Source organism: Hymenobacter sp. PAMC 26628 (assembly GCF_001562275.1).
GTDB lineage: Bacteria > Bacteroidota > Bacteroidia > Cytophagales > Hymenobacteraceae > Hymenobacter.
Map to the genome: position 1 here is coordinate 952,377 of NZ_CP014304.1, position 25,435 is coordinate 977,811.

At 59.9% G+C, this 25,435-nt stretch carries 24 protein-coding genes; 16 read left to right on the forward strand and 8 right to left on the reverse strand.

The window, feature by feature from the left end; translation table 11 throughout:
* Positions 1–173: 173 nt before the first annotated feature.
* The 9 genes from AXW84_RS04480 (at position 174) to AXW84_RS04520 (ending at position 10,118) form a co-directional block, all read left to right on the forward strand.
* A complete protein-coding gene (locus AXW84_RS04480; protein WP_068229286.1) occupies positions 174–1,142 on the forward strand; it encodes a glycosyltransferase family 2 protein in 969 nt (322 codons plus the stop codon).
* 44 nt (positions 1,143–1,186) lie between these two features.
* Positions 1,187–2,416, forward strand: coding sequence for a glycosyltransferase (locus tag AXW84_RS04485; RefSeq protein WP_162268243.1), 1,230 nt, complete (start codon positions 1,187–1,189; stop codon positions 2,414–2,416).
* A gap of 98 nt (positions 2,417–2,514) precedes the next feature.
* Positions 2,515–3,672 (forward strand): glycosyltransferase, encoded by a 1,158-nt coding sequence (locus AXW84_RS04490; protein WP_157886812.1) that lies wholly within the window; start codon positions 2,515–2,517, stop codon positions 3,670–3,672.
* A gap of 118 nt (positions 3,673–3,790) precedes the next feature.
* Positions 3,791–4,732 (forward strand): glycosyltransferase family 2 protein, encoded by a 942-nt coding sequence (locus tag AXW84_RS04495; RefSeq protein ID WP_068229295.1) that lies wholly within the window; start codon positions 3,791–3,793, stop codon positions 4,730–4,732.
* Between the two features lie 372 nt (positions 4,733–5,104).
* Positions 5,105–6,001, forward strand: coding sequence for a methionyl-tRNA formyltransferase (locus AXW84_RS04500; RefSeq protein WP_071890994.1), 897 nt, complete (start codon positions 5,105–5,107; stop codon positions 5,999–6,001).
* Positions 6,002–6,032: 31 nt separating this feature from the next.
* Positions 6,033–7,169 carry a dTDP-4-amino-4,6-dideoxygalactose transaminase gene (gene rffA / locus AXW84_RS04505; RefSeq protein WP_068229301.1) on the forward strand — a complete coding sequence of 379 codons (1,137 nt, stop codon included), beginning with the start codon at positions 6,033–6,035 and terminating at the stop codon, positions 7,167–7,169.
* A gap of 9 nt (positions 7,170–7,178) precedes the next feature.
* Positions 7,179–8,255, forward strand: coding sequence for a glycosyltransferase family 4 protein (locus tag AXW84_RS04510; protein WP_068229304.1), 1,077 nt, complete (start codon positions 7,179–7,181; stop codon positions 8,253–8,255).
* A gap of 52 nt (positions 8,256–8,307) precedes the next feature.
* Positions 8,308–9,330 carry a polysaccharide deacetylase family protein gene (locus AXW84_RS04515; RefSeq protein WP_204248423.1) on the forward strand — a complete coding sequence of 341 codons (1,023 nt, stop codon included), beginning with the start codon at positions 8,308–8,310 and terminating at the stop codon, positions 9,328–9,330.
* Positions 9,327–10,118: a formyl transferase gene (locus AXW84_RS04520; RefSeq protein ID WP_068229306.1), complete on the forward strand. Its 792-nt coding sequence runs from the start codon at positions 9,327–9,329 to the stop codon at positions 10,116–10,118. The genes AXW84_RS04515 and AXW84_RS04520 overlap by 4 nt, the downstream gene beginning before the upstream one ends.
* Positions 10,119–10,124: 6 nt before the next feature.
* Here AXW84_RS04520 and AXW84_RS04525 read toward each other — a convergent pair whose 3' ends face one another.
* The 3 genes from AXW84_RS04525 to AXW84_RS04535 are packed head-to-tail and all read right to left on the reverse strand — an operon-like array spanning position 10,125 to position 12,737.
* Positions 10,125–10,712 carry a hypothetical protein gene (locus AXW84_RS04525; protein WP_068229309.1) on the reverse strand — a complete coding sequence of 196 codons (588 nt, stop codon included), beginning with the start codon at positions 10,710–10,712 and terminating at the stop codon, positions 10,125–10,127.
* On the reverse strand, positions 10,685–11,482 hold the full coding sequence (locus AXW84_RS04530) for a hypothetical protein (protein WP_068229313.1): 798 nt from the start codon (positions 11,480–11,482) through the stop codon (positions 10,685–10,687). The genes AXW84_RS04525 and AXW84_RS04530 overlap by 28 nt, the downstream gene beginning before the upstream one ends.
* A gap of 7 nt (positions 11,483–11,489) precedes the next feature.
* Positions 11,490–12,737, reverse strand: a complete 1,248-nt coding sequence (locus AXW84_RS04535; protein WP_068229316.1) for a tol-pal system protein YbgF — start codon at positions 12,735–12,737, stop codon at positions 11,490–11,492.
* Between the two features lie 102 nt (positions 12,738–12,839).
* Between AXW84_RS04535 and AXW84_RS04540 the strand changes: the two genes are divergently transcribed.
* The 5 genes from AXW84_RS04540 to obgE all read left to right on the forward strand — a co-directional run bounded on the left by AXW84_RS04540 (position 12,840) and on the right by obgE (position 18,801).
* Entirely contained in the window at positions 12,840–13,754 is a 915-nt protein-coding gene (locus AXW84_RS04540; protein ID WP_068229318.1) for a M20/M25/M40 family metallo-hydrolase, read from the forward strand.
* A 55-nt stretch (positions 13,755–13,809) separates the two neighbouring features.
* The gene (locus tag AXW84_RS04545) at positions 13,810–16,047 is read left to right on the forward strand and encodes a sodium-translocating pyrophosphatase (protein WP_082773697.1); all 2,238 of its coding nucleotides are present in this window, start codon (positions 13,810–13,812) and stop codon (positions 16,045–16,047) included.
* Positions 16,048–16,415: 368 nt separating this feature from the next.
* Positions 16,416–16,958 (forward strand): hypoxanthine phosphoribosyltransferase, encoded by a 543-nt coding sequence (hpt, locus tag AXW84_RS04550; protein WP_068229321.1) that lies wholly within the window; start codon positions 16,416–16,418, stop codon positions 16,956–16,958.
* Positions 16,959–17,043: 85 nt separating this feature from the next.
* Complete coding sequence (locus AXW84_RS04555; RefSeq protein ID WP_068229324.1) at positions 17,044–17,667, forward strand: adenylate kinase; 624 nt, start codon at positions 17,044–17,046, stop codon at positions 17,665–17,667.
* Between the two features lie 135 nt (positions 17,668–17,802).
* Entirely contained in the window at positions 17,803–18,801 is a 999-nt protein-coding gene (obgE, locus tag AXW84_RS04560) for a GTPase ObgE (RefSeq protein ID WP_068229327.1), read from the forward strand.
* 6 nt (positions 18,802–18,807) lie between these two features.
* Here the strand turns inward: obgE and AXW84_RS23035 are convergent, their stop codons facing one another.
* The 5 genes from AXW84_RS23035 to rfbF form a co-directional block, all read right to left on the reverse strand.
* On the reverse strand, positions 18,808–19,800 hold the full coding sequence (locus tag AXW84_RS23035) for an exostosin domain-containing protein (protein WP_082773698.1): 993 nt from the start codon (positions 19,798–19,800) through the stop codon (positions 18,808–18,810).
* Between the two features lie 81 nt (positions 19,801–19,881).
* Positions 19,882–21,222: an NAD(P)H-dependent oxidoreductase gene (locus AXW84_RS04565; RefSeq protein ID WP_068229329.1), complete on the reverse strand. Its 1,341-nt coding sequence runs from the start codon at positions 21,220–21,222 to the stop codon at positions 19,882–19,884.
* Positions 21,223–21,254: 32 nt separating this feature from the next.
* Complete coding sequence (gene rfbC, locus AXW84_RS04570; RefSeq protein WP_068229335.1) at positions 21,255–21,809, reverse strand: dTDP-4-dehydrorhamnose 3,5-epimerase; 555 nt, start codon at positions 21,807–21,809, stop codon at positions 21,255–21,257.
* Positions 21,810–21,862: 53 nt separating this feature from the next.
* Complete coding sequence (locus tag AXW84_RS04575) at positions 21,863–22,939, reverse strand: NAD-dependent epimerase/dehydratase family protein (RefSeq protein WP_068229337.1); 1,077 nt, start codon at positions 22,937–22,939, stop codon at positions 21,863–21,865.
* 130 nt (positions 22,940–23,069) lie between these two features.
* Complete coding sequence (gene rfbF / locus AXW84_RS04580; RefSeq protein ID WP_068229340.1) at positions 23,070–23,900, reverse strand: glucose-1-phosphate cytidylyltransferase; 831 nt, start codon at positions 23,898–23,900, stop codon at positions 23,070–23,072.
* 430 nt (positions 23,901–24,330) lie between these two features.
* On the opposite strand from rfbF, the gene AXW84_RS04585 reads away from it, so the two are divergent.
* Together AXW84_RS04585 and AXW84_RS04590 are read left to right on the forward strand one after the other, a co-directional pair.
* Positions 24,331–25,026: an IS1595 family transposase gene (locus AXW84_RS04585; protein WP_068229343.1), complete on the forward strand. Its 696-nt coding sequence runs from the start codon at positions 24,331–24,333 to the stop codon at positions 25,024–25,026.
* Positions 25,027–25,056: 30 nt separating this feature from the next.
* The gene (locus AXW84_RS04590; RefSeq protein WP_068229345.1) at positions 25,057–25,410 is read left to right on the forward strand and encodes a hypothetical protein; all 354 of its coding nucleotides are present in this window, start codon (positions 25,057–25,059) and stop codon (positions 25,408–25,410) included.
* Positions 25,411–25,435 lie beyond the last annotated feature (25 nt).

A 25,435-nucleotide genomic window follows, 5' to 3' on the forward strand; every position in this document is an offset into this window, starting at 1 on the left:
ACTGCTTGCCAATAATCAAGGTACTTTTGCCGGTGTAAACGCACTTAGGGTACTTGGCAGCGACGCGGTAGCGGGTTGCCGGCCATGTGCTAGGTTGCCCGTTGTGATTTATGCCTACTACTTTTGTCCCGTTAGTTTCCGTCATTCTGCCGATTTATAACGCGGCAGCCTACTTGCGTCCTGCCATCGATAGCATTTTAGACCAAACGCTTCAAGATTTTGAGCTTATCCTTGTCGATGATTGCTCGAAGGATGAAAGCCTGGCCGTGGCCCGCAGCTACGAGGCTGACCCCCGGGTGCGGGTGCTGGCCAACGCGCAAAATAGGGGGCGTTCGTTCAGCGACAACTACGGAGCCGAATACGCCCGCGGCCGCTACATTGCTAAAATGGACGCCGATGACATTGCCTTGCCGCACCGCTTGCAAAGGCAGGTTGATTTCCTGGAGAAAAATCCCACGGTGGGCCTGACCAGTGGGTTTATGCAGTGTTTTGGTGAATCGGAAATAGTATATGTGTACCCGGTATCGGCCGATGACGTGCGCAGCTTTTTGCTGTTCAACATGCCGGTTGCCAACCCTACGGTTTGCTTCCGCCGCTCCTTGCTGAGCGAGCACGGGCTGCGCTACGACGACACCATTCAGGACACCTTCGGCGAAGATTACGAGTTTATCGCCCGGGCCGCGCAGGTGGTCGATATCGTTAACCAGCCGGAAGTGCTGCTAAATTACCGTACTTTGCCCCAGGCGGTGAAGGGCGACGTGCACGCCCGGCGCAATGCCAAGTCCAACCAAATTCGGGAAAAGCTGCTACGGGGGTTCGGCGTTCCGTTCACCGGGCGCGAGCTGCACGTACACAATACCATCGCCTATTATCCTTTCACGCTCGGCGATATTTCACTGGCCGAAGTGCACGACTGGCTTTGGAAAATACAGGCTTATAACCAACAACGGCAGTACGTAAAGCCTTCGTCGATGCTGCGATGCGTGGCGGAACGCTGGTTTCTAACGTGCTACCTCAACCCGGACAAGCAAACAAATTCGTTTGCGGAATACCGGCGGCACGAATTGTCGCGGCACTTTACGCCCACGGCCAAGCTGTACGGAAAATTTATGATCAAGAACTTTGTGCTGCGGCATCTGTAAAATTGAGGAAGCCGACCGTACCAGCGCCGCCGCGCAAGAACATTTTGCTGTTGATTCCGCAGCTCACCTACGGCGGGGCCGAACGCGTGTTCCATGACCATGGCCAAGAGCTTGCCCGGCACCACCGGGTAGTAGAATGCGTATTCGACAGCCGTGCCGACGTGGCTTTCCCTACTCAAAACCAGTTGGTTGCGCTTGACGTGCCGGCCGGTGTGGGACCCCTGAGCAAGCTGCGGGCTTTGGTGCAGCGCGTGCGTCGCGTTAAAGAACTGAAGCGTGAGCACCGTATTGATGTGTGCATTAGCCATCTGGAGGGGGCCGATTATTTGAACCTGCTGAGCAAGGGCCCCGAAAAGGTGGTGCTCTGCATTCACAACTCCAAGCGGCACGACCCCAACATCCGGGGGGCCCTGGGCGGGCTGCGCCGCCGGGTGCTAATGCCCGTGCTTTACAAGGCAGCCGACCGGGTAGTGGCGGTAAGCCGGGACCTGCGGCAGGAACTGCTGGATACGTTTGGGCTGCGGCCGGCGCAGGTGGTCACCATCAATAACTTTTTTGATGTGGAAGGCATCCAGACCAGAAGCCGCGAAGCCCTGCCCGCGCCGGAAGAAGCGCTGTTCAGAAACTACCCAGTGCTCATCAGCGCCGGCCGTTTATCTCCTGAGAAAAACCAGCTGGGCCTGCTGTCCGTGTTGCAGCAGCTGCAACACGAGGGGCAGGTGCCGCGGGCCCGACTGGCCCTGCTTGGCGACGGTCCGACGCGGGAAGCGCTGCTTGCCCAGTGCGGGCAGCTGGGGCTGCGGGCCTGGAGCGCGTGGCACGCGCCACTGGGGCCCCCAGACCCGGAACGGTACGACGTTTTCTTCTTCGGCTTCCAGGCCAATCCCTTCCGGTACATTGCCCGCGCCACGGTTTCGTTAATGCCTTCTGACACCGAAGGGTTTCCGATGGCGCTGTGCGAGGCCATGGCTTGCGGAGTGCCCGTGGCCGCCACCGATTGCCCGACTGGGCCCCGTGAAATTCTGGCCCCGGCGACTCCGGCGGCGCAGCGGGCAAAGCACCCAGAGTGGGCAACGTATGGCCTGCTGTTGCCACTGCTCACGGCGGGACCCTTGGTGGCCCAGAACGCTCCCCAGTGGAGCAGTGCTTTAGCCAGCTTGCTGCGAGCGCCTGAGCGGCGCCAGCAGTACGCTGCTCAGGCGCTGCAGCGCGTTCAGAACTTTGCCCCGGGTCCCATCATGCAACAATGGGAAACCGTAATCCAGGCGCTTTGAGGCAATTTCTTTCGCTGCATTTGCCCACTTCCATGAGCCCCCGCGTCATCATTATTTACGTTTACAATAGTTGCGACGACCCTTTATTCAAAGGGAACTTGCTGCTGTTGCTTCAGCACGTGGGCTTACAACAGCCCGATTTGCGCCTGCACCTCATCACCTACGAGCAGGACGAATACGCCCTTTCGCCGGATCAGCAGCGGCAGCGGCACCAGGACTTTGCCCAGTACCACATCCATTGGCACCCCCTCCGGTGGCATTCGGGCCGGTTCAAATTGCTGAAAAAAGCGTATGATTTAGCGATGGGCATTGGCTTAGTGCTGCGGCTGAAATTGTTTTCAGGGGCCCGGGCCATTGTTTCGCTGGGCACAATAGCGGGCAGCTTTGCCTACCTGATGGCCCGCCTGTTTGGCCTGCGCTACTACGGCTACCAGTACGAGCCGCATAGCGAGTTCATGCGTGACTGCCGGGTGTGGTCCGAGAATAGCCTGGCCTACAAGGGGCTGCACTATTTGGAAAGAGCATCGGGGATGAACGCGGACATCCTGTCTACCGGTACCGGCCACATGGTGCAGCGGCTGCAAGCCTGGGGAAGCCGGGCGCAGGTGTACAAGCTGCCGAGCTGCGTGGACGAAGCCAAAATGCAGTTCCGGCCCGCGGGCCGCCAGCGCATCCGCCAGCAGCTGGGCCTGGCCGATGACCGCCCCGTAATTCTGTATTTGGGCAAGTTTGGCGGAATTTATTACGAGCGGGAAGTAGCGGTATTGTTTCGCACGTTTCTGGCGGAGCGGCCCGATTTATTTTTTTTAATCGTGAGCCCCGATACGGCCGATTACGTTCAGAACCTGATGATTGCCGAAGGCCTGCTGCCCCAACAGTTTGCGGTGACGCGCAGCCCTTATGAACAAGTGCCGGACTACATTTCGGCGGCTGATTTTGGTGTGGTGGCCGTGCCTTCGTTTCCCTCCCAGCGCTTTCGCTCACCGATCAAAGTAGGGGAGTACCTGTGCTGCGGGCTACCCTACCTCGTATGCGCGGGCGTTTCAGAAGATGACCGGGTGGCTGAGCAATACGGCGTGGGGGTAGTGGTAAGCGAGTTTAGCACTGCGGAAGCTGCCCGGGTCTGGCCAGGCATCCGGCAACTGCTAGCGGAAGACAAAGAAACGCTAAGAGCCCGTTGCCGGGAAGCAGGCATTGAGTACCGCGGGCTGGCGCAATACCTGCCTACAGCGGAAGGTATTTTTGCTCAACTTTAGGATTTGAGCGGCGCGGCTAAGCGAAGCCGCACCCCAATGCCCCGATATGCCGCGCTGGCGGCTTGCTTGCCCCAGGCATTTTATCTTGCGGCTGTACCTACCCTCTTTGTTGGTTTGAATGCTGCCCGTGCCGTCACCCATTTTTTCCTTCGTTAGCCCCGTGTACCAGGCCGAGGGCTTGGTGGCGGAACTGGTGCGGCGCCTGACCGCGGCGGGGGAGGCGCTGGGCAGCAGCTTCGAAATTGTGCTGGTGGACGACCGCAGCACCGACGGCTCGTGGGCCCGCATCCAGGCGCTGGCCGCCCGTGACCCGCGCGTGCGGGGCCTGCGCCTGAGCCGCAACTTTGGCCAGCACCGGGCCATCACGGCGGGGCTGGAGCAGTGCCGGGGCGAGTGGGTGGTGGTGCTAGATTGCGATTTGCAGGACCGACCGGAAGAAATACCGGCCCTATTTGCCGAGGCCCAGCGCGGGTACGACCTAGTACTGGCCCGGCGCGCGGGCAGGCAAGATGCGTGGCACAAGAAGCTGCTGTCGCGGTTATTTTACCGGCTGCTATCATACCTCACCGAAACACCGCAGGACCCGGCCGTGGCTAATTTTGGCATCTACCACCGCCGCGTGATTGCCGCGGTGCTGGCCATGCGCGAGAGCATCCGCTACTTTCCCACCATGGTGCGCTGGGTGGGATTTCGCACCGGCTACCTCGACGTGACGCACGCCGAGCGCGCCAAAGGCCGCAGCAGCTACGGGCTGGGCCGGCGGCTGCACCTGGGCCTCGACATCCTGCTGGCCAACTCGGACAAGCCCCTGCGTCTGACCATAAAACTGGGGCTGCTGATTTCGAGCGGCGCCTTTTTGCTGGTGCCCATCACCTTGCTGCGCTACTGGGCCGGGCAAATCTACCAGCCCGGCTACACCAGCCTCATTATCTCCATCTGGTTTTTTTCGGGCCTGCTGCTGGCCGTGCTGGGCATGGTGGGCTTGTACATTGGCAAGACGTTCGAGCAAGTGAAAAACCGGCCGTTGTACATTGTGGACGAGGAAGCGGGTGGGCATTAGCACCGGATTGCCCGCTCTTTGTTCGCGTAGGACATTAGACACGTCCCCTAATAAGAACAGGGCTTACGCAAATGTCCATTTTGTTAGCCCCTGAGGGGCTACCCGTCTATAGTAATTTCTTGAAAGTGAGTATGAAAGACCCATCGGGGTGACCCAGCTACTTACAACGGTATTGGATCGCCCCGATGGGGTTTTATCGTTCTTAATCAATTTGTTACTACCGACGGGCCGCCCCTCCGGGGCTAAAGACGTGGACGTTTGCGGAAGTCCTGAAAAAGCTACTCGAAAAGGCGGTCATGCCGAGCGCAGCCGAGGTATAACCGCCTTTTTTTGCTAATTCGGGGACAAATCTCGCAATTAAAACAAGTTACTATGGCCGTTCCTAGTGTTGCGCCCGCCCGGGTTACCCTGTTTCTGATGACCGAAAAAGGGTACCGGGTGCTGCAACACATCGTAGCGCAGCTGGACAAAAGGGCGGTGGCGTTGGTGATAGGGGCCCCCGATGCGCACCTGGTTAACGACTATTTCGTCGAAATTCAGGCGCTGTGCGCGCGGGAGAGCATCCCATTTCAGCGCCGCACAGCCGGACGCCCAACCGCAGCGACGCACGCGCTGGCGGTGGCGTGGCGCTGGTTGATTACGGATGTTGACAAGCTTATTGTCTTGCACGACAGCCTATTGCCCCGCTACCGGGGCTTTGCGCCCTTGGTGAGCTGCTTGCTCAACGGCGAGCCGGAGATTGGCGTGACGGCCCTGTACGCCACCGCCGAGTTTGACCAGGGCCCCGTGCTGGCGCAGGTGGCGCGCCCGGTGCAATACCCCATCACCATTACCCGCGCCATTGCCCTGGCCGTGGAATGCTACCTGGAGCTCACCACCTGGCTTTGGCCCGGCTTGTGCGCCGGGGCCCTGCCGCCGGGCACGCCCCAGGTCGAGGCCGCCGCTACTTACAGCCTCTGGCGCGACGAGGCGGACTACCGCATCGACTGGCACCGCGACAGTGCGTACCTGCGGCGCTTCGTGGACGCGCTGGGGGCCCCCTACCGCGGGGCCAGCACGCTGCTCGACGGTCAGCTGTGCCGGGTGCTGGCCGTTGAGGCCGTGCCCGACGTGGTAATCGAAAACCGGGCCCCCGGCAAGGTGCTGTTTGTGCGCGCTGGGCAGCCGGTGGTTGTCTGCGGCACGGGCCTGCTGCGCCTCACCGCGCTGCGCACCGAGGCCGGGGCCGACGCCCTGCCGCTGCGGCAGTTTCGGTCGCGCTTCGGGTAGGCCGGGGCCCCGGCGTACCTTTGCGGCCCGCATGGACGCTCCGATTCCCTTTAATAAGCCGTATTTCTCTGGCAACGAAACCTGCTACATCGAGCAAGCGGTGCGCTCGGGCAAGATTTCCGGCGATGGGCAGTTCACCCAGCGGGCCCACGCCTACTTTGAGCAGGCGTGGGGATTTGCCAAGGCGCTGCTGACGACTTCCTGCACCGACGCGCTGGAAATGGCGGCCCTGCTACTCGACATTCAGCCCGGCGATGAGGTAATTGTGCCGGCCTTTACGTTTGTGAGCACGGCCAACGCCTTTGTGCTGCGGGGCGCTAAAATTGTCTTTGCCGACAGCACAGCCCTGAACCCCAACCTCGACGCCGGGGCCCTGGAAGCCCTCGTCACGCCCCGCACCCGGGCCATTGTGCCGGTGCACTACGCCGGCATTGCCTGCGACATGGGCGCCGTGCTGGCCGTGGCCCAGCGCCACGGCCTGGCGGTGGTGGAAGACGCGGCCCACGCCATCGACAGCTTTTACGACGGCCAGCGGCTGGGCACGCTGGGGGCCCTGGCGGCCTTCTCGTTTCACGAAACCAAAAATATCATTGCCGGCGAAGGCGGTTTGCTGGCCCTCAACGACCTGCAGTTTGCACGGCGGGCCGAGATTATTCGCGAGAAGGGCACCACGCGGTCGGCCTTTTTTCGGGGCGAGGCCACGGAATACAACTGGGTAGACGTAGGCTCGTCGTTCCTGCCGTCGGAGCTGACGGCGGCGTACCTCTGGGCGCAGATTGAAAACCTGGCCGACATCCAGCGGCAGCGCACGGCCCTGTGGGACCAATACTACGCCGCCCTGGCCCCGCTGGAAGCCCTGGGCGTGGGCCTGCCCGCGCTGCCAGCCTACGCCACCAACAACGGCCACCTGTTTTACCTCGTGTGCCGCGACCGGGCCGAGCGCGACGCTCTGATTGCGCACCTGGGGCAGCGGGGTATTCTGGCCGTTTTCCATTACCGGGCCCTGCACCGCAGCCCGTACTACGCCGCGCGGCACGACGGCCGGGCCCTGGCCTGGGCCGAGCACTACACCGAGTGCCTGGTGCGCCTGCCGCTGTTTTACGAGCTGAGCGCCACCGACCAGGAGCGCGTCGTCGCGGGCGTCCTCAATTTCTACCACCGCCGCTAATCCTTCCGCATGGCGCGTATTCTATTCTTCACTCCGTACCCGGCCGGCCGGGCCCCGTCGCAGCGGTTTCGCTTCGAGCAATACCTGAGCCTGCTGGCGGCCCACGGACACCAGTACCGGCTTGCCCCGTTTTGGTCGGTGGCTACGTGGAACATTTTATACCAGCCCGGGCACACCGCGGCCAAAATACTGGGCCTGCTAAGTGGGTTTGGCCGGCGGCTGGGACTATTGTTGGCGGTGCCCGCCTACGATTTTGTGTTCATTCACCGCGAAGCGGCCCCAGTGGGTCCTCCGATATTCGAGTGGCTCATTGCCAAAGGGTTGAGCAAGAGGATTGTTTACGATTTTGACGATGCCATCTGGATGCAAGATCCCGCGGGCGAGCAGGGCCTCCTGGGCCGGTTGAAGTGGCCGCAAAAAGTGGGAGCCATTTGCCGGTGGGCTTACAAGGTGAGTTGCGGCAATGCGTACCTAGCTGACTACGCCCGCCAATTCAACGCCCATACTATGGTCAACCCTACGACGCTGGACACCGACTTATTGCACAACCGCGTCCGGGACCAGGCCCCTGCTGGCCCGCCCGTCATCGGCTGGACCGGTACCCACACCACGCTGCGCCACCTGGATTTGGTGTGGCCCGTGCTGGAGCGGCTGGAGCGTGAAGGGCAAGCGTTTGTGTTTCACGTCATCTCCAACGCGCCGCCCGCGCATATGGGGCTGCGCAGCCTGCGCTACTCGCCTTGGCGCAAGCAAAGCGAGATTGCGGATTTGTTGCAGTTTAACTTCGGCCTGATGCCGCTCGTAGACGACCCGTGGGCCCGGGGCAAGTGCGCTTTCAAAGCCTTGCAGTACATGGCGCTGGGCATGCCGGCGCTGGTGTCGCCGGTTGGCATGAACACGGAAGTAGTGCAGGACGGAACCAATGGATTTGTGTGCGCCACCGACGAAGAATGGTACCAGTCCCTGCGTCGGCTGCTGGCCAGCCCGCCCGAGCGGGTGCGACAGGGCGCGGCGGCCCGCCGTACCATCGTGGAGCATTATTCGGTGGCTTCTAACACCGCCAATTTCCTGAGCCTGTTCCAATAAAATCAGCCGAAAAATGGCCGCCCCTAAATTGTACTGCTAAACGCTATAAAACATGCCCATCTCTGCTAACGGGCCCGCTACGATGCCGGGGGCCTTGGTTATCTCCTTGGATTTTGAAATTAATTGGGGCGTGCGCGACCAGCAAACCCTAGCTCAGTACGGGCCCAATCTGCTGGGCGTGCGGCAAGCGGTGCCCGCCATGCTGGCGCTATTTGCTGAGTACGGCTTGCACGCGACGTGGGCCACGGTGGGTTTGCTATTTTTTAGCACCAAAGCCGAAATGATGGCTAACTTGCCCGCGGTGCGCCCCACCTACGACGACCCCAACCTCTCGCCCTACGGCGTACTCGGCCAAGTAGGGGAAGACGAAGCACGGGACCCTTACCATTTTGGTCAAACGCTGATCAATCAAATTCGCGCTACGCCCGGCCAGGAGCTGGCCTCCCATACGTTCTGCCACTACTACTGCTTGGAGCGGGGCCAAACCGCGGAAGCTTTCCGCCACGACTTACAGGCGGCCGTGCGCGTGGCAGGCGCACAGCAGCTCAGCCTCAAAAGCCTGGTTTTCCCGCGCAATCAGTATAATGCGGATTACCTCGCCATTTGCCAGGAAGCAGGTATTAGCAGCTACCGGGGCAATGAACAATCGTGGATTTACAAGGAACGCAGCGAAGAGCAACAGTCGCTCTATAAGCGCGGGGCTCGCCTTTTGGACGCCTACCTGAACCTATCGGGCCAACACACCGCGCGCTGGGCCGACATGGCGGCCAGCTTTCCGTATAATATACCGGCCAGTCGGTTTTTGCGTCCCTGGTCGGGGCGGCTGAAGCCGCTCGAAGGCCTGCGCCTGCGGCGCATCCTGCAAGGCATGGAGCACGCCGCCCGGACCGGCGAAGTTTTCCACTTGTGGTGGCACCCGCATAATTTTGGGGCGAATTTGGCCGAAAACATGGCGGTGCTGCGGCGCATTGCCGACCATTTTCGGTATTTGGAGACCCGTTATGGCATGGAAACTTTGGGCATGGCCGACGTGGTCACCCGTCTCCCCTCCTTACCAAACCTTCCCGCTGCATGAGCACTGCTTCTGAATACGCCGGCAAAAACATCGTGATGCTGGCCGGGCCGGGCGAATCAACCAACATTCTATTTCACGCCTTGGACGCGGCGTTTGGCGTCCACCGCATCATCGTTGAAACTACAGTCAGTCAAAAACAGCTGCTAACGCGCCGTGCCGAGAAGCTGGGCTGGGGCACCGTGCTGGGGCAAATTGCTTTCAAGTTGGCCATTGCCGGTCCCCTGAGCCGCGCGGCGCAGCCCCGCTTACAGCACCTGCGGCAAGCACATGGCTTAAACAACGCGCCCTTGCCGCCTGACCGCACCATCCAAGTGTCGTCGGTGAATGCCCCGGAGGCTCTCTTGGCTCTACAGGCCTTGAGCCCCGACGTGGTGGTAGTAAATGGCACCCGCATCATTGCCAAGCGGGTGCTGACGGGAGTGCCGTGCCCATTCATCAATACCCACGCGGGCATCACCCCGCTCTACCGGGGAGTGCACGGTGGCTACTGGGCCCTGGCCAATGATGACACAGCCCACTGCGGCGTGTCGGTACACCTAGTGGATGCTGGCATCGACACGGGCGGTATCATCGCCCAAGCCTTGATTCAGCCCGAAGCGGAGGATAATTTTGCTACGTATCCGCTGTTGCAACTCATCGCCGGCCTCCCGCTACTGAAGAAAGCGGTGCAGGCAGCTTTGCAAGGAGGAATTCGCCTCCAGTCCGCTCCTGAAGGCCAGTCGCGTCTGTGGTCGCACCCCACCTGGGCCGAGTACCGGGCCAATCGGCAGCGCAACGGAACGCGGTAAGAGAGGCTAGGCAGGCAGGGCCCGCCGCCGGGTTGCCGGGGCCCGGCGGTGAGCCTTTTCGGCGTCGAGCATGCTTTGCAGGATATACAATCCGCTTAGGTAAAACGGAATCATTGGAATTTTGTAGCGCACCAAAGTGCCAAAATTAGCGCTGATAATGGCCACCGAAGCCGCAAAAATCAGCGAAAACACAAAGCACATCACTAGTACCGGCGTGGTAGCCACAAACTTTATGGTGGCTACCACGCCGGTGCGCCAAAATATGCGGAGCGTAAAAATCAGGAAAAATCCCGCTTCCAGCGCCGAGAGCAGCATGATGGGGTTGCGGGCTTCAAAAATCATCGGCCGGAACAGGGCCGTGAAAATGGCCTGTGGGGCCAGCTTTACCATGCCGCCGATGGTGCCGTCTTGTGCGCCTAGGTTGTAGGCCGAGCCGTTCTGTTTTACGCTGGTTTCATATAAGTAGTCAGCCGTGATTTTACTGCGTTCGCCTAACTTATCCACATCATATTTATCATCGCCCTTGGTGAGGTTGGTGGCAGCATAAACGGCGATGAGCCCGCCCACTACGAAGAATACGGGCTTGGCCAGCACCCGTACGGTTTGGTTTTAATAAGGGCGTTGTTCTCATTGAACACCCACAACAGGGCCCCTGGCAGGAAGCACAGCAAAATATAAACCTTGATAGACAACAAAGCATAAGCAGCCAAAAAACCAATGGCGGCGGCCTGTGGAATGCCACGCTTCTGGATGGCCCCCCGGTACAGGGCATAGAAAAGCCAGCCCAGGGCCCCCATTGCCAGCGAGTCCTTCATGAGCCCCGAGCCCCAAAAAAACATCGATGGGATGTAGAAGATGGCCCAGGCCAGCTGCTTGTACACGTGAGGCCGAATTTTGGCAAACGTAACGTACATCGCCCACAAGCCGCTAAAGCTGGTGGCGGCAAAAAACAGGGCGATGACGGTGTAGCAGTTAAAACAAAACAGTCCAAAGAAGGCCGCGACGCGCACTGTCGCGTACTCGGCGGAGTGGGGCTGGTGCCAGTACATTTGGGCCACGTATTTGGCGGTAGCGGGGTCGGTGCTGCCCCCGTTGTCAAGCAGCAGTTTTATCCCTGCGCTGAAAGAGTCGCCAAAGGCAGAATTGATGATTTGGGTATGGTAGAAGTAATTGTAAGTGTCGCCTCCGTTGTAGTAAAACTGGTAGATTAGGCCCAGGGCAATGGCCCCGACGAACTTGAGCGTGAGGGCCGGGATGAAAAACTGCTTGGTGAACTGATTGGTGACCCGCGCGCGGATGCCGAACGCTACGGCATAGAAAATGCCGAGGTAGAGCGGGGTCAGGAAGAGGTCGGAAAGCTCCATAATCGGCTTAGCTCTTGTTCTTTTTCAGCCACGTGGTGGCTTCTTTGTACTGCTCTGATTTGTGGTCGGCAATGTCTTTCACGACCGTGTAGTAGCGCCGGGCGGTGGCCAGCTCGCGCTCCTTGTCGGCTAGGCGGGCCAGGTTGGCGTTGGCGAAAAGGTAGAAGCCGCCGCTGGTGTCGCCGCTGCTTTCCGAAAACACGATGCAGCGCTGGTAGTAGTCGCGGGCCTTGGCCGCGTCGCGGTAGCGGTACTGCATGAGGTAGCCGAGGAAGTAGCTGGCGTAGCGCCCGCTGATGGCCTCGTAGCCGGGCAGGCCCTGGTTTATTTTCGCCAGGATTTCCTTGCTCACCCGCTCGCACTCCACAAACTCGCCTTGGTCGTAGGCCAGCAGGGCATAGAAGCGCTGGAAGTAGCCATTGTCGGGAAAGGTGGCGGCCAGCTGCTTTGCCACGGGCAGGGCCTCGGCGCTGTTATTCTCTTCGGTTTTGAGGATGCCCATCAGGAACACCTTGGCCTCGGTGGCGGTGTAGAAGCCGGTGGTGGCCACGGTGCGCAACTGCTGAAGCCCCAGTTCTTTATTGCCCTTGGGGAAGAACAGCAGGACCGGCCGCAGCAGCGGGTAGTTGTTGGGAATCCAGACGGCGTAGTAGTTAAACAGGGCCTGGCCAAACAGGAATTCCGGGCTGAGGCCGTTGGCTTCCTGGCTTTTCTGCAGGTAGCTCAGGGCCCGCTTGCTGTCGACGGTGGCCAGGCGCCAGTCGTGGCGCTCGGCGTGCAGGCGGGCGCTGAAGCCGTAGGCCGCCGCCAGGAAAAACGTGGCTTCGTAGTTCTGCTTATCGGCCTTGTAGAGGGCCTCGGCCTTGGTGATGGCCGAGTCCATGTAAGCGAAAAACGGCCGGTCGTACGCCTTGGTCTGGAAGCTGGTGGGGCGAATTTTCCACCACGTGTTCAGGCCCAGCATGAGGTAGGCGAGGGGGTGCTCGGGGTAGCGCCGCTTGAGGGAGCGGAACTGCTTCTCGGCCCGGTCGTACTTGAAATTGTAGAGGTTGTGCACGGCCCCGTCGAGCTCCTGCTGAATGTCCTTATTGAGCAGCAGCCAGCCCTTCGTGTCGATGGCCTGGGGAGACACGGCCACGCTGTCGAGGTGCACCACGCGCATGGCGCCGCGGCGGCGAACTGTGTCGGCCGTTTGGGCCCGGGCCACCAGTGGGCCCAACAACAGCAAGCCCCAACAGAAAAGCAATCGAACCATAGAGAAGAGCGGGGGAACAGGGCCCCGGGAAAACCGGCGGGTGCCGGCCGGGGCCCTAAAGTACGGACTCTGGCCTAGCTTTGGGCCAATTTCCTCCGGCCCATGCAACTGCTCGAAACCCTGTGCCGCATCGCGGCGCCGTCCGGCCACGAAGGCCCGCTGACGGCCTTTGTGCTTGATTACGTGCAACAAAACCAAGCCAAGTGGCAGCACCAGCCCCAGGTGCTGGCCGGCGAGGGCTTCCAGGATTGCGTGGTGCTGGTGTTCGGGCAGCCGCGCACGGCCGTGTTTGCGCACCTCGACAGCATCGGCTTCACGGTGCGCTACGGCCGGCAGCTGGTGGCCATTGGGGGCCCCGAAACCCACGCCGGTTATCGCCTGGTGGGCCACGATGCAGAAGGGGAGATTGATTGTGCGCTGACCATCAACGAGGAAACCGAAACCTTGGGCTACGAGTTCAGCCGCGAGCTGCCCCGCGGCACCGAGCTGACGTTCCGCTGCGACTTCCGCGAAACCGAGACAACGGTGCAAAGCTGCTACCTCGACAACCGCCTGGGGGTGTGGACGGCCCTGCGCCTGTGCGAAACGCTGGAGCACGGCGTCATTGCTTTTTCGTGCGGCGAGGAGCACGGCGGCGGCACGGTGCCGTTCCTGGCCCAGTACATCTACGACACCTACGGCGTGCGCCAGGCCCTGATTTGCGACATTACATGGGTGACCGAGGGCGTGCACTTGGGCCAGGGCTGCGTGATTTCGCTGCGCGACTCCCTCATCCCGCGCCGCGCCTACGTGGACCGCGTCCGGGCCATTGCCGCGCGGGCGGGCATTGCGGTGCAGCTGGAGGTGGAAGACATCGGCGGTTCTGACGCCAAGGAGCTGCAGCGCGCCGCCCAGCCCTGGGACTGGTGCTTCGTGGGGGCCCCCGAAGACCACGTGCACACCCCCGACGAGCTGGTGGATAAGCGCGACATTGCCAGCATGTTGGCCCTCTACCAAGTGCTGTTGCGCGAGCTCTAATACTTGCCTACATTTACCGGCACTCCTCTTCATTCCCACCTAATATCCTGCCGGTATGACCCCTTACCTCTACGCGGTGCCCGCGCTGGGCGTGTTTGCTTTGTTTTATACCTGGGTGCGGGCCGGCTGGGTGGCCCGGCAAGATGCTGGCAATGAGCGCATGACCACCATTGCCGGCTACATTGCCGACGGAGCCATTGCCTTTTTACGGGCCGAATACAAAGTGCTGGGCCTGTTTGGGCTGATTGCTGGGGCCTTCCTGTTTTACCTGGGGAGCACCAGCGGCAATTCCAGCCCGGTCATCGTCATTGCCTTCGTTATCGGAGGCGTATTTTCGGCGCTGGCGGGCTTTATTGGGATGAAGATTGCCACCAAGGCCAACGTGCGCACCGCCCAAGCGGCCCGCACTAGCCTGGCCACGGCCTTGAACGTGTCTTTTTCGGGCGGTTCGGTGATGGGCATGGGCGTGGCGGGCCTTGCCGTGTTAGGGCTGGGGTCCCTTTTTATTGTGTTTTATAAAATGTTTGTGCCCAGCGGCCTGGCTAATGGGCAGGAGATGGAAAAGGCCCTGGAAGTCCTCACCGGCTTCTCGCTCGGGGCCGAGAGCATTGCCCTGTTTGCCCGCGTGGGCGGCGGCATCTATACCAAAGCGGCCGACGTGGGGGCCGACCTCGTGGGGAAGGTCGAAGCCGGCATTCCGGAGGACGACCCGCGCAACCCCGCCACCATTGCCGACAACGTGGGCGACAACGTGGGCGACGTGGCCGGCATGGGGGCCGATTTGTTCGGCTCGTACGTGGCTACCATCTTGGCCACCATGGTGCTGGGGCGCGAGGTGCAGCTGGGCAGCGCCGACCATTTTGGGGGCCTGTCGCCCATTTTCCTGCCGATGGCCATTGCCGGCATGGGCATTCTGGCCTCGCTTGTCGGCATTTTGTGCGTGCGGGTGAAGGAGGGCGGCAACGTGCAGGGGGCCCTAAACCTGGGTAACTACATTTCGGTCGTTGTTTCCGCCGTGGCCTCTTATGGCCTCATCGCGTGGATTTTGCCTACTGGGGCCCTCACCATTCGCGGCGTGACTTTCGACGCGCTGCACGTGTTCTACGCCGTGTTGGTAGGCTTGGGCGTGGGCACGCTGATGAGCATCATCACTGAATACTACACGGCCATGGGCAAGCGCCCGGTAAATAGCATCGTGCAGCAAAGCAGCACGGGCCACGCCACCACCGTGATTGGGGGCCTGGCCGTGGGCATGGAAAGCACGGTGCTGCCCATTCTGGTGCTGGCGGCGGGCATTGTACTGAGCTTCCGAGCCGCGGGCCTGTACGGCGTGGCCATTGCCGCGGCCGGCATGATGGCCACTACGGCCATGCAGCTGGCCATCGACGCCTTTGGGCCCATTGCCGATAACGCCGGCGGCATCGCCGAGATGAGTGAGCTGCCCAAGGAAGTGCGTGAGCGCACCGATATCCTGGACGCGGTGGGCAACACCACGGCCGCCACTGGCAAGGGCTTCGCCATCGCCTCGGCCGCCCTTACGTCGCTGGCCTTGTTCGCAGCGTTCATGGGCACGGCGCACATCGACACCATCGACATCAGCAACGCCGACGTGCTGGCGGGCTTGTTTGTGGGAGCCATGATTCCGTTCATCTTTTCGGGCCTAGCCATCGCCGCCGTGGGCCGTGCTGCGATGGCGATGGTGCAGGAGGTGCGCCGCCAGTTCCGCGAGATTCCGGGCATCATGGAAGGCACGGCCCGGCCCGAGTACGAGAAGTGCGTGGCCATCTCGACCGCTGCCGCCATCCGCGAAATGATTTTGCCGGGGGCCATTGCCCTGCTCTCGCCCATCCTCGTGGGCTTCCTATTCGGCCCAAAGGTGCTCGGCGGCCTGCTGGCCGGCGTCACGGTGAGCGGCGTGCTGATGGCCATCTTCCAGAGCAACGCGGGCGGGGCCTGGGACAACGCCAAGAAGTCGTTCGAGAAAGGCGTGCTGGTGAACGGCGTGATGCAATACAAAGGCTCCGACGCCCACAAGGCTTCCGTGACCGGCGACACCGTGGGCGACCCGTTCAAGGACACGTCGGGGCCCAGCATGAACATCCTCATCAAGCTTATGAGCATCGTGTCGCTGGTCATCGCCCCGCACATCGCCGAGCACGCTGGGGGCCCCGGGGCCGCCGCCGCGCCCGCGCCGCTGCACTTCGAGCAAGCCTTCCGCCCCCGCATGCACTACTCCGAAACGCTGGTGCCCGCCGCGGCCCGCCTGCTGCGCACGGCCCTGCACCAGGAGTAGGTCATGACCACGGATTTAGCGGAGTGGGCGGATGGGTTGGATTTCGGGGACAATTGGCCGGCGGTGGCTGGGGCCCCAGGGTGGGGCCCGGTAATCGTTAGGTGCTTCATGCTTGATTCCAGGGAGGCATTTCGTGCTTCTTTAGCCGCTCGTGGCCTTGAATGAGCATCATTGATTGACCCTGGGCATCGGCTAGGACAGCCCAGCGATTACCGGGCAGGCGGCAAAATGCCGCCCGCCCGGCGCGGCCCTGCCTGGGGGCCCCAACGGGGCCTAGCCAATCGTCCCCAAAATCCGATTCATCCGCCTAATCCGATAAATCCGTGGTTATGACAGTAGCTTTGCGGTTCAATTTTTCCCCGCACCGCATGGGCTCATCCCCCAACATTACCCTCCACGACAAAGCGTTTCGCCCGTATTTATCGGCCGCTGAGCTGGCCACGGCCGTCGAGGAGCTGGCCGCCCGCCTTAGTGCCGACTACGCCGGCCGCCGGCCCTTGTTCGTGGTCGTGCTCACGGGGGGCTTCATGTTTGCCTCCGATTTACTCAAGTGCTTCAGCGGCGAATGCGAAATCGTCTTCATCCGGGTGGCCTCGTACGAGGGCACGAACAGCACCGGCCAGGTGCAGGAAATCCTGGGCCTGCGCGAAGACGTGCAGGGCCGCGACCTGATTCTGGTGGAAGACATCGTGGACACCGGCACTACCCTGCACCACCTGCTGCCCGCGCTGCTGGCCAAAAACCCGGCTTCGGTGGAAATCGCCGCCTTGTTTTTTAAGCCCGCTAGCCTGCGCCACGACCTGACGCTGAATTACATTGCCTTAGAAATCCCCAACGATTTCGTGGTAGGGTATGGTCTCGACTACGATGGGCTGGGCCGCAACCTGCCCGAAGTGTACGTGGCCGTGTAGGGCCCCCGGCCGCTGGCCTTTGTTAAGGATTGATTAACTTCCCCCACCAACCCACCCGGCGCGTTTGCGCCCAGCCCCCGTTTCCATGCTGAATATTGTACTGTTCGGCCCGCCCGGTGCGGGCAAAGGCACCCAGAGCCAGAAGCTCATCGCTCACTACCACCTGGTGCACCTAAGTACTGGCGACTTGCTGCGAGCCCAGATTGCCCAGGGCACGGAGCTAGGCCTGCGCGCCAAAAAGCTGATGGACGAAGGCCTGCTGGTGCCCGACGAAGTCGTGATTGGCATGATTGACAGCGCCCTGAACGCCAACAAAGCCGCTGCGGGCTTCATCTTCGACGGCTTCCCGCGCACCGTGCCGCAGGCCGAAAGCCTCGACCGGCTGCTGGCCCAGCACCAGGCCACCATCGGCTGCATGGTGGCCCTGGAAGTAGGGGAGGAGGAGCTGGTGACGCGCCTGCTGGAACGCGGCAAAACCAGCAACCGCCCCGACGACCAGGACGAAACCAAGATCCGGCGCCGCGTAACGGTGTACAACACCGAAACTGCCCAGGTGGCCGGCTACTACGCCGCCCAGCACAAGTTCCACGCCCTCAATGGCATTGGGATTATCGACGACATTTTTGGCCAGGTGTGCGCCGTTATCGACCAGCACCAAGCGGCTGCCAACGAAACCCCGGTCGCGGCCATCAGAGAGGTACAGGCGTAGCAGTAGCAACCATGTTGCGAGTTAGAAGTGATGAGTTATGAGTTTCGGCCCATGCGTCTGAAATTCATAACTCATTTATTATTAGCCCGTCCGGCGATTCGCAACGCATAATTTTTAATTCAAATCCCCATAGCAGTGGCTTCTAATAACTTCATCGACTACGTTAAACTGGTTTGCCGCTCGGGCAAAGGCGGGGCGGGTTCGCACCATTTCTTCCGCGCCAAGGGCTTGCCCAACGGGGGCCCCGACGGCGGCGACGGCGGCCGTGGCGGCCACATCATTCTGGAGGGCAACTCGCAGCTGTGGACCTTGCTGCACTTGCAGTACCAAAAGCACGTGTTTGCCAAAGACGGCGAGGGCGGCGGCGAAAACCTGCGCTCGGGGGCCCAGGGGGCCGACATTGTGCTGCAAGTGCCCCTCGGCACGGTGGCCCGGAGCGCCGAAACCGGTGAGCAACTGCTCGAAATCACGGAGCAGGGCCAGCGCCTGATTCTGGTGCCCGGCGGGCGCGGCGGCCTGGGCAACGACCACTTCAAAACTTCCACCAACCAAGCCCCGGAGTACGCCCAGCCCGGCGAGCCGGCCGTGGAGGCCCTGGTCGTGCTAGAGTTGAAGCTGTTGGCCGACGTGGGCTTGGTGGGCTTCCCCAACGCGGGCAAGAGCACGCTGCTTTCGGTGGTGTCGGCGGCCAAGCCCAAAATTGCCGACTACGCCTTCACCACCCTCGTGCCCAACCTGGGCGTGGTGGCCTACCGCGACTTCAAGTCGTTCGTGATGGCCGACATTCCCGGCATCATCGAGGGCGCGGCTGAGGGCCGGGGGTTGGGCACACGCTTTTTGCGCCACATCGAGCGCAACTCCATGCTGCTCTTTATGATAGCCTGCGACAGCCCCGACATTGCCGCCGAATACCAAGTGCTGCTGGGCGAGCTGCGCCAATTCAACCCCGAGCTGCTCGATAAAACGCGCCTGCTCGCCATCACCAAAACCGACATGCTCGACGAGGAGCTGGAGGCCGAGATGCGCGCCTCGCTACCCGCCGATTTGCCGCCCACGGTGTTCATTTCCAGCCTGATCAACAAGAACATCCAGCCGCTGAAGGACATGATTTGGCAGGCCCTGCACAAAGTATGATTTACGTCAAATTATTCTTGAGGAAAGGATTAGCAATTTAATAGGTTCGATAACGGTTTTCCTGAAAAAATACCTCGTGAAATAAACTAAATTGCCAAGCTTAAAATTGATTTTGCTTTTTCCTTTTCCATGCTTTTTATTTAATTCGAGTAGATTATCCACAAAGTAGGTGAAGAGTGCATCCGGAGCAAAAAAAGCCTCCCAATTTTCCCGGGCCAGGGTAGCTTTTGAGAGCCAGTTTAGCTCTTCACGGGCGAGAACGGCTGGAATGGTATGTACTTGGTTTTCAGGAATAAAGATTGCAAATTCATCCCATTTAGGCCCAGCGGGGCGTACCCAGTTATCGGAGATGATTACCGGTATTCGACCGGCTTGCATGGTTTCGAACAAGCGGCTAGATGACGTTCCTATCCCCTTGGGGCACAAAACAAACTTGCTATTGGTAAGTAATGCTGCATAGCGCAGCTGCAAGTCTTTTGGTTTTTCGGGCGCGTACATGTCTCGCTCTGAAGTCATGATAAGTCCACGCTCGTGCCGCAGCTTCAAAATTTCCTTTCGAGGCTTTGATTGCGGTTTTCCATAAAATGAAAAAAGAAAATCCGGTATTACGGTTAAATCACACGATATGTACGTGTTTATTGTTTCTAGATAAGGTGACGCACGCATCTTGCGGTCATCAAACGTTTGTTTAGGAAAACACGTATACAGCCCGGGCAGGATAAGCCAAGGCAAATCGTGCGGGTTGTACATGAATGTTTTATGGGGATATTTTTTAGCAAGTGGATTATTCTTTAGCTTTTTAAAAAAAGGGTCTGAATGATACCGAGAGTTTTCGATGAACAGAATAATGTCGGCTTCTTCCGCCGTGTTCACCACTGTATGTTTTTTGTATTTATCCAGGGCAGCATTTCTTAAGAATGCACCGAGTGGCTCGGAGTCTTCGTAAGCAGAAGTTATATAAACCTTGGCGGCGCGAATCTGCATTGAACCGGAGCTCATCGTATTTGGGCAAAAATTGGGTGTTGAGTATATACTCCTTGAAAATAATTCACGTGCAATACAAAAGGTTGCTGTTCTGCTTTACTCAGTAACCGGGTAGCCACTGCTTAAAAGTGCGGTGGCCGTAGAGCTAAAATATGTTTCTTGTTCACGGCGAAGCTGGTCTACTAGCCGGTTTTCGGGCAAAATCACGTCGTCGTAGCACAACACTTGGTCGCGGGGAATGTCGCGGCGCAAAGTGCAACCCTCGGCTACGCCAAGGGGGAGCAATTTTTCCTGCCGCACTACATCGGCGTTTTCGGCCAAGCCGTAGGTGTGGTAGTGGCCAATGCCGTCGAGCAGCTGGCCTGCCCGCAACGGGATTTTAGCAGCCGTGACCACTTCTACGCTCATTGGGCCCGCGGGAGCCAGCGTTGCGTCGTGAAAAAGAACCGCCCGTGCCACAGAATTGGGCGTTTCGAAGTGGCAGAGGTGGTAGGGCGTGTGGAAGCAATAAAGCGGGCCCGGGCCAAGCTTGTAGAGCTTGAGGTAGTGCTGCTGCACAGGGTCGTTGATGGTGCCTAGCACGAAAACCCCGGGCCCGGGGGCTGCCCCGACCACATAATCGACTATGCCGGGGCCCCCATTTAAAAGCAAATCGTGCGGGTACCAGTCAGGAGCCTCGGTTACGGGGGTGCCGGGCGCGACGGTGGGACCCAGCATGCCCCGGCGTGCCACCCGCATCCCCAAAGCGTTGGCAATAACGGCCTGCTCGAAGCTGATTTTGCTGCCATCGGCGAAGCTGGTGACCATGCTTGGGTTCTGGCCCCATTGCCGGGCAAACCCTTCCTGAGTGGTGGGGTTGCGGTAGGGGTCGTGCAGTCCCTTAATATTGCCGCACATGACGGGCTTAATGCCCATGCCTTTAACAAACCGGACTAGGTTGAGCGTTACGCCCGGTTGGTCGCCGTCGGCCACAGTATATACCACGCCGGCACGGTCGGCGTACACTTTCAGGATGGGCCCCACGGTGCCGTCCAATTCGGCGTTCAAGAGCACGATGTGCTTGCCGTGGCCAATGGCCTTCAGCACCACGCGTGCGCCATACTCCACGGCCCCGGTTACTTCGATGATGGCGTCGATGCCAGCAGCTTGGCCCAGCAGCAGGGCATCGTCGGTGATGGCGGGCTGGCCCGCCTGGATGCAGGCTTCCAACTCGGCCAGGGTGTTGGCTTCCCGCACCTCGGCCACGCCGGCCTCGGCGTAGGCGTGGCGGGCGTTGGCCAGGGTGCGGTTGGCGATGGCCACAAGCTCCATACCGGGCACGTACCGGCAAATCTGCCGGGCCACGCCCCGGCCCATAAACCCGGCCCCGACCATGCCCACGCGAATGGGGTTGCCGGCTTGATGCCGCCGTTGAAGGGCGCTGTCAATCAAAATCATGCGGTAAAATGAAAAGTGTCCGGCAGGAGGAATTATTTGGTCGGCGCAAGTGGCCAAGCCGGCACAAAGTCGGGGTGCTGGCGGTCTTTCTCGGAAACGAGGACGGGTGCCAGCGGCCAGATGATGCCCAGGCCGGGATCATCCCACCGCAGGCCACGCTCGGCACCCGGCGCGTACTTGGCGGATACCTGGTAGCCCACGTCGGTATCATCGGCAAGTGTGAGAAAGCCGTGGGCGAAGCGGCCCGGCACAAACAACATGCGGAAAGAATCCGCGGTTAGGTCCACGCCAAGCCAGTGCCCGTAAGTAGGCGACTCTTCCCGCAGGTCCACGATGACGTCGTGGATGGCCCCGCGGGTGCAGCGCACCAGTTTGGTTTCCTCGTGGGGCGGCAGTTGGTAGTGCATGCCGCGCAGGGTGCCGCGCCGAGGGTTGGAAGAAACGTTGGCCTGCTGGGGCGGTAGCATAATACCGTGGGCCGCAAATTCATCTTCGCACCAGCTGCGGGCAAAAAAACCGCGTTCGTCAACGCGCCGCTCTACGTCGATGATAAAGGCGCCGGCGAGGGGGGTTTCGGTGAAAATCATAGTCAAATAATGCTACGGTAGATAGAAGGGGGGATAAACCCAGGTAGCAAACGTTAAGCCAAGGCCGGCTGGGCCGCTAATTCGGGGGCCCAGGCCAGCGTTTCGGTAAGCTGGCCGGTTTCGCGCAGGTGGCCGAGGACGCGCAACCGGATCAGGTCCGAGGAGCGAAAATTGGCATCGTGGAAGTTCATGCGCCGCAGGCCGTCCCGCAGTTCGGCAATTGTATCCGGCAAGGTGCGTTGGGGCTGATGTTGCGGAGCCAGCTGGCGAAACAAGTCAAAGTCGACCCGGTACGAGCGTTTGTCGGGCGGGGCTGCCGGGTTCAGCACCACTTCGGTGCCCGGGATGATTGCGGCCACTGCGGCCGCCAAATCCCGAACCTGGTAGTTCCAGGCGGCGGTGCCCGCATTCACGGCCAGGAACTGGCCGCCATGGGCAGCTGGGCGGCCCAGGGCCCACTCGATGGCCCGGGCCATGTCCTGCACGTGGATGAGCGGCCGCCAGGGCGAGCCGTCGCTGAGAATGCTAATTTGGCCCGTAGCCACCGCGCCCGCCACAAAATCGTTCACTACCAGGTCTAGGCGCAGCCGGTCGCTCCAGCCGCAGGCCGTGGCAAAGCGCAGGCAGGTCACGGTGAAGCCATCGCCCGCCAAGGCCTGCAAATCTTGTTCGCTTTGCACTTTGGAGCGGGCGTAGGCCGTCAGCGGATTCAGGGCCGCGGCTTCGGTTTTGGCGGCGTCGCCCCCGGCCCCGTAAATGCTGCACGAACTAGCAAATACGAACGCCCGCACCCCTGCCTGCTTGGCCAACTGCGCCAGCCGGATACCGGCCGCGTGGTTGACGGCCATTGTGGCGGCCTCGTAAGTTTGCCCCATGGGGTCGTTGCTGATGGCAGCCAAGTGAACCACCCCGTCTACATCGCGCAGCAATTCGGCGGGGAGGTGGCGAACATCACCGAAAATTTGGCGGTCAAGGCGAGATTCGGGCAGGCGCGTGGGCCCCGTCAGGCAATGCGCAAAATAACCGGCGTCGTAGCCTATAAGCTGAGCTTGTGGGAACTCCTGCCGCAAGCGCTGCACTACGCCCGGCCCAACGTAGCCCATGTTGCCGGTTATCAAAATACGTTCCATGATTGATTTGATAAATAAGTTGCTAAAACACTTGAATCTGCACGGGCACGATTAAGGTGCCTTTGAGACCAAAGCAGACTGGTTAAACAGCCACTCGGCTACCCCGTTTTTGATAGAAATGGCGCCGCTGCTATACTGCCGCCAGTGGGTCCATCGAAGTAAAAGAGGGCGAGCTGGCGGCGGTAGTCCACACCTTCCAGGGAGCATCGCCCTGCTGCCACAAGTTTTCCAGCAAGTTTTTGTCGCGCAGGCTGTCCATTGGCTGCCAAAAGCCCGCGTGGCGAAAAGCGGTAAGCTGGCCATCGGCCGCGAGTTGCGCCAACGGCTCGTGTTCCCAAACGGTGGCATCGCCCTCGATGTAATCAAGTACTGCCGGATCGAGCACAAAAAAGCCGCCGTTGACCCATGGCATCACCTCGCCAATGGGTTTCTCGGTGAACCCATTCACCAGCGCCGAGTTCTCGTTGAGGTTGAAGACCCCGAAGCGGCCGGGCTGATGAACGGCCGTGAGGGTAGCCAGCTTGCCGTGGGCACGGTGGTGGGCAACGGAGGCGTTGATATCGACGTTGCTTACGCCATCGCCGTAGGTCAGGCAAAAGGTTTCGCTGCCTAAATATTCCCGCACCCGCCGCAGGCGGCCCCCAGTCATGGTATTTTGGCCGGTGTCGACCAGCGTGACGGTCCATGGCTCGGCGTGGGCCCGGTGGACCCGCATTTCGTTGCGAGCCATACAAAATGTCACATCGGCGTTGTGCAGGAAGTAATCAGCGAAATACTGTTTGATAATGTGGCCTTTAAAGCCGCAACAGATGATAAATTCACTGATACCATGGTGAGCATATATCTTCATGATGTGCCACAAGATGGGACGCCCCCCAATTTCTACCATTGGCTTTGGCCGGATACTACTTTCTTCGCTGATGCGGGTGCCATAGCCCCCAGCCAAGATTACTGCTTTCATCGTGTTGGATTGTGTATTGACTAGATAGAATAAATTCAATAGCTGCTTAAGAAATTATTGTGCTTATTAGTCTGGGCGAATTAAAAATGAAGTAAATGTGAGGGTAATTTAGGCGATTAGCGAAACTTATCGCTAAAATGGACCAATCATGTTTAAATTTCTGTGCATTTCCAGTCCAATCAACCAAAATATTCAGCCGTTAAAGGACATGATTTGGCAGGCCCTGCACGCGGGATAATTCCTGTAAGAATCTATATGCCATTACCCCTGGATAATCCTCAAAGCGACAAGGCATTACTGCCCGCTTGGTTTAAAATACTGAGTTGTCTCCTCGTGATTACAGTATTTTGGGGGGCAGATGCTTTTTGCCCTGATTATAAATTAGGGGCTTAGGAAGCAAAAGTCAGAATTTAGGGCATAACTTACTGCTATGCCGCCAGTTAACCGCTATTATAAATGCAGCAAACTTTCGGAGGTCAAATTTCGCTACTTACTGCGCCTGTTTGCCTTGGATTTGACGGCTTCGGACACCGCCCGGCTCACGGGCTTGAGCGTGCGCGCGGTCAACGACGGATACCTGCGGCTGCGTCGCCGCCTGCACCCGCGCTGCCCCGTGCCAGTCGAGTTGGGTGGGGCGCTCGAACTGGACGAATCGTACTTCGGCCCGCGCCGGGTACGGGGCAAACGGGGCCGAGGAGCGGGCAGCAAAACCATTGTCTTCGGCCTGTTCAAACGTGGGGGGCAGGTGTACACCGAAATGGTGCCGGACTGCTCGAAAAAGACCTTGCAGGGCATTATTCGGGGTAAAATCGACCCCGCTGCGCTGGTTAATGCCGATGGCTGGCGCGGCGACGATGGCCGGGTGGACGTGGGGTTTGACCGGCACTACCGGGTGCTGCACAGCCACAACGAGTTCGTGCAAGGGGCAGCCCATATCAACGGCATCGAATCGTTCTGGCGCTTTGCTAAAAGTCGCCTGCACCAGTTTGCCGGCGTGCCCAAGCATCCCTTTCTGCTGCCTTTGAAAGAGTGTGTATTTCGCTTCAATCATCGCTACCAAGACCTCTACAAGGTCTTGCGTAAAGAACTTCGTCAATACCCCCTAAAGTCTAGCTCTGCTTCCTAAGCCCTAAATTATTACTGTTTAGTTTTCGGCTTGTTCTTTGAACTTGCAACGGTCGTCCTCAGCTTCGTCTGCCAGCTAGTAGCGGTCAGCTGGTCGTTGTGGATCGTGTTCTCGGTGGTGCAGGTACTGGTTAAAAACAACAAGCTGCCCCTCATGGCTGGTACGCGCTGGTGGACGGTCAGCGCCACCTTTGTGCACGCCGCCATCATCATGGGGCTTTTTGACGAACCGGTTCATTTCCTTAATTTGGGTCATGGCAAACCGAGTGGTTTTACTGCTTGGGGGCAACTGTTGCTCGGGGCCCTGCTGGCGCTGCTCATTGGCGTAGTTGCTTTCTATGCGAAGCGTTATTATTATCGTTACCGATTGAAAAACAATACTTAGCAAGCTGGCTGTTGCTGACCGACGG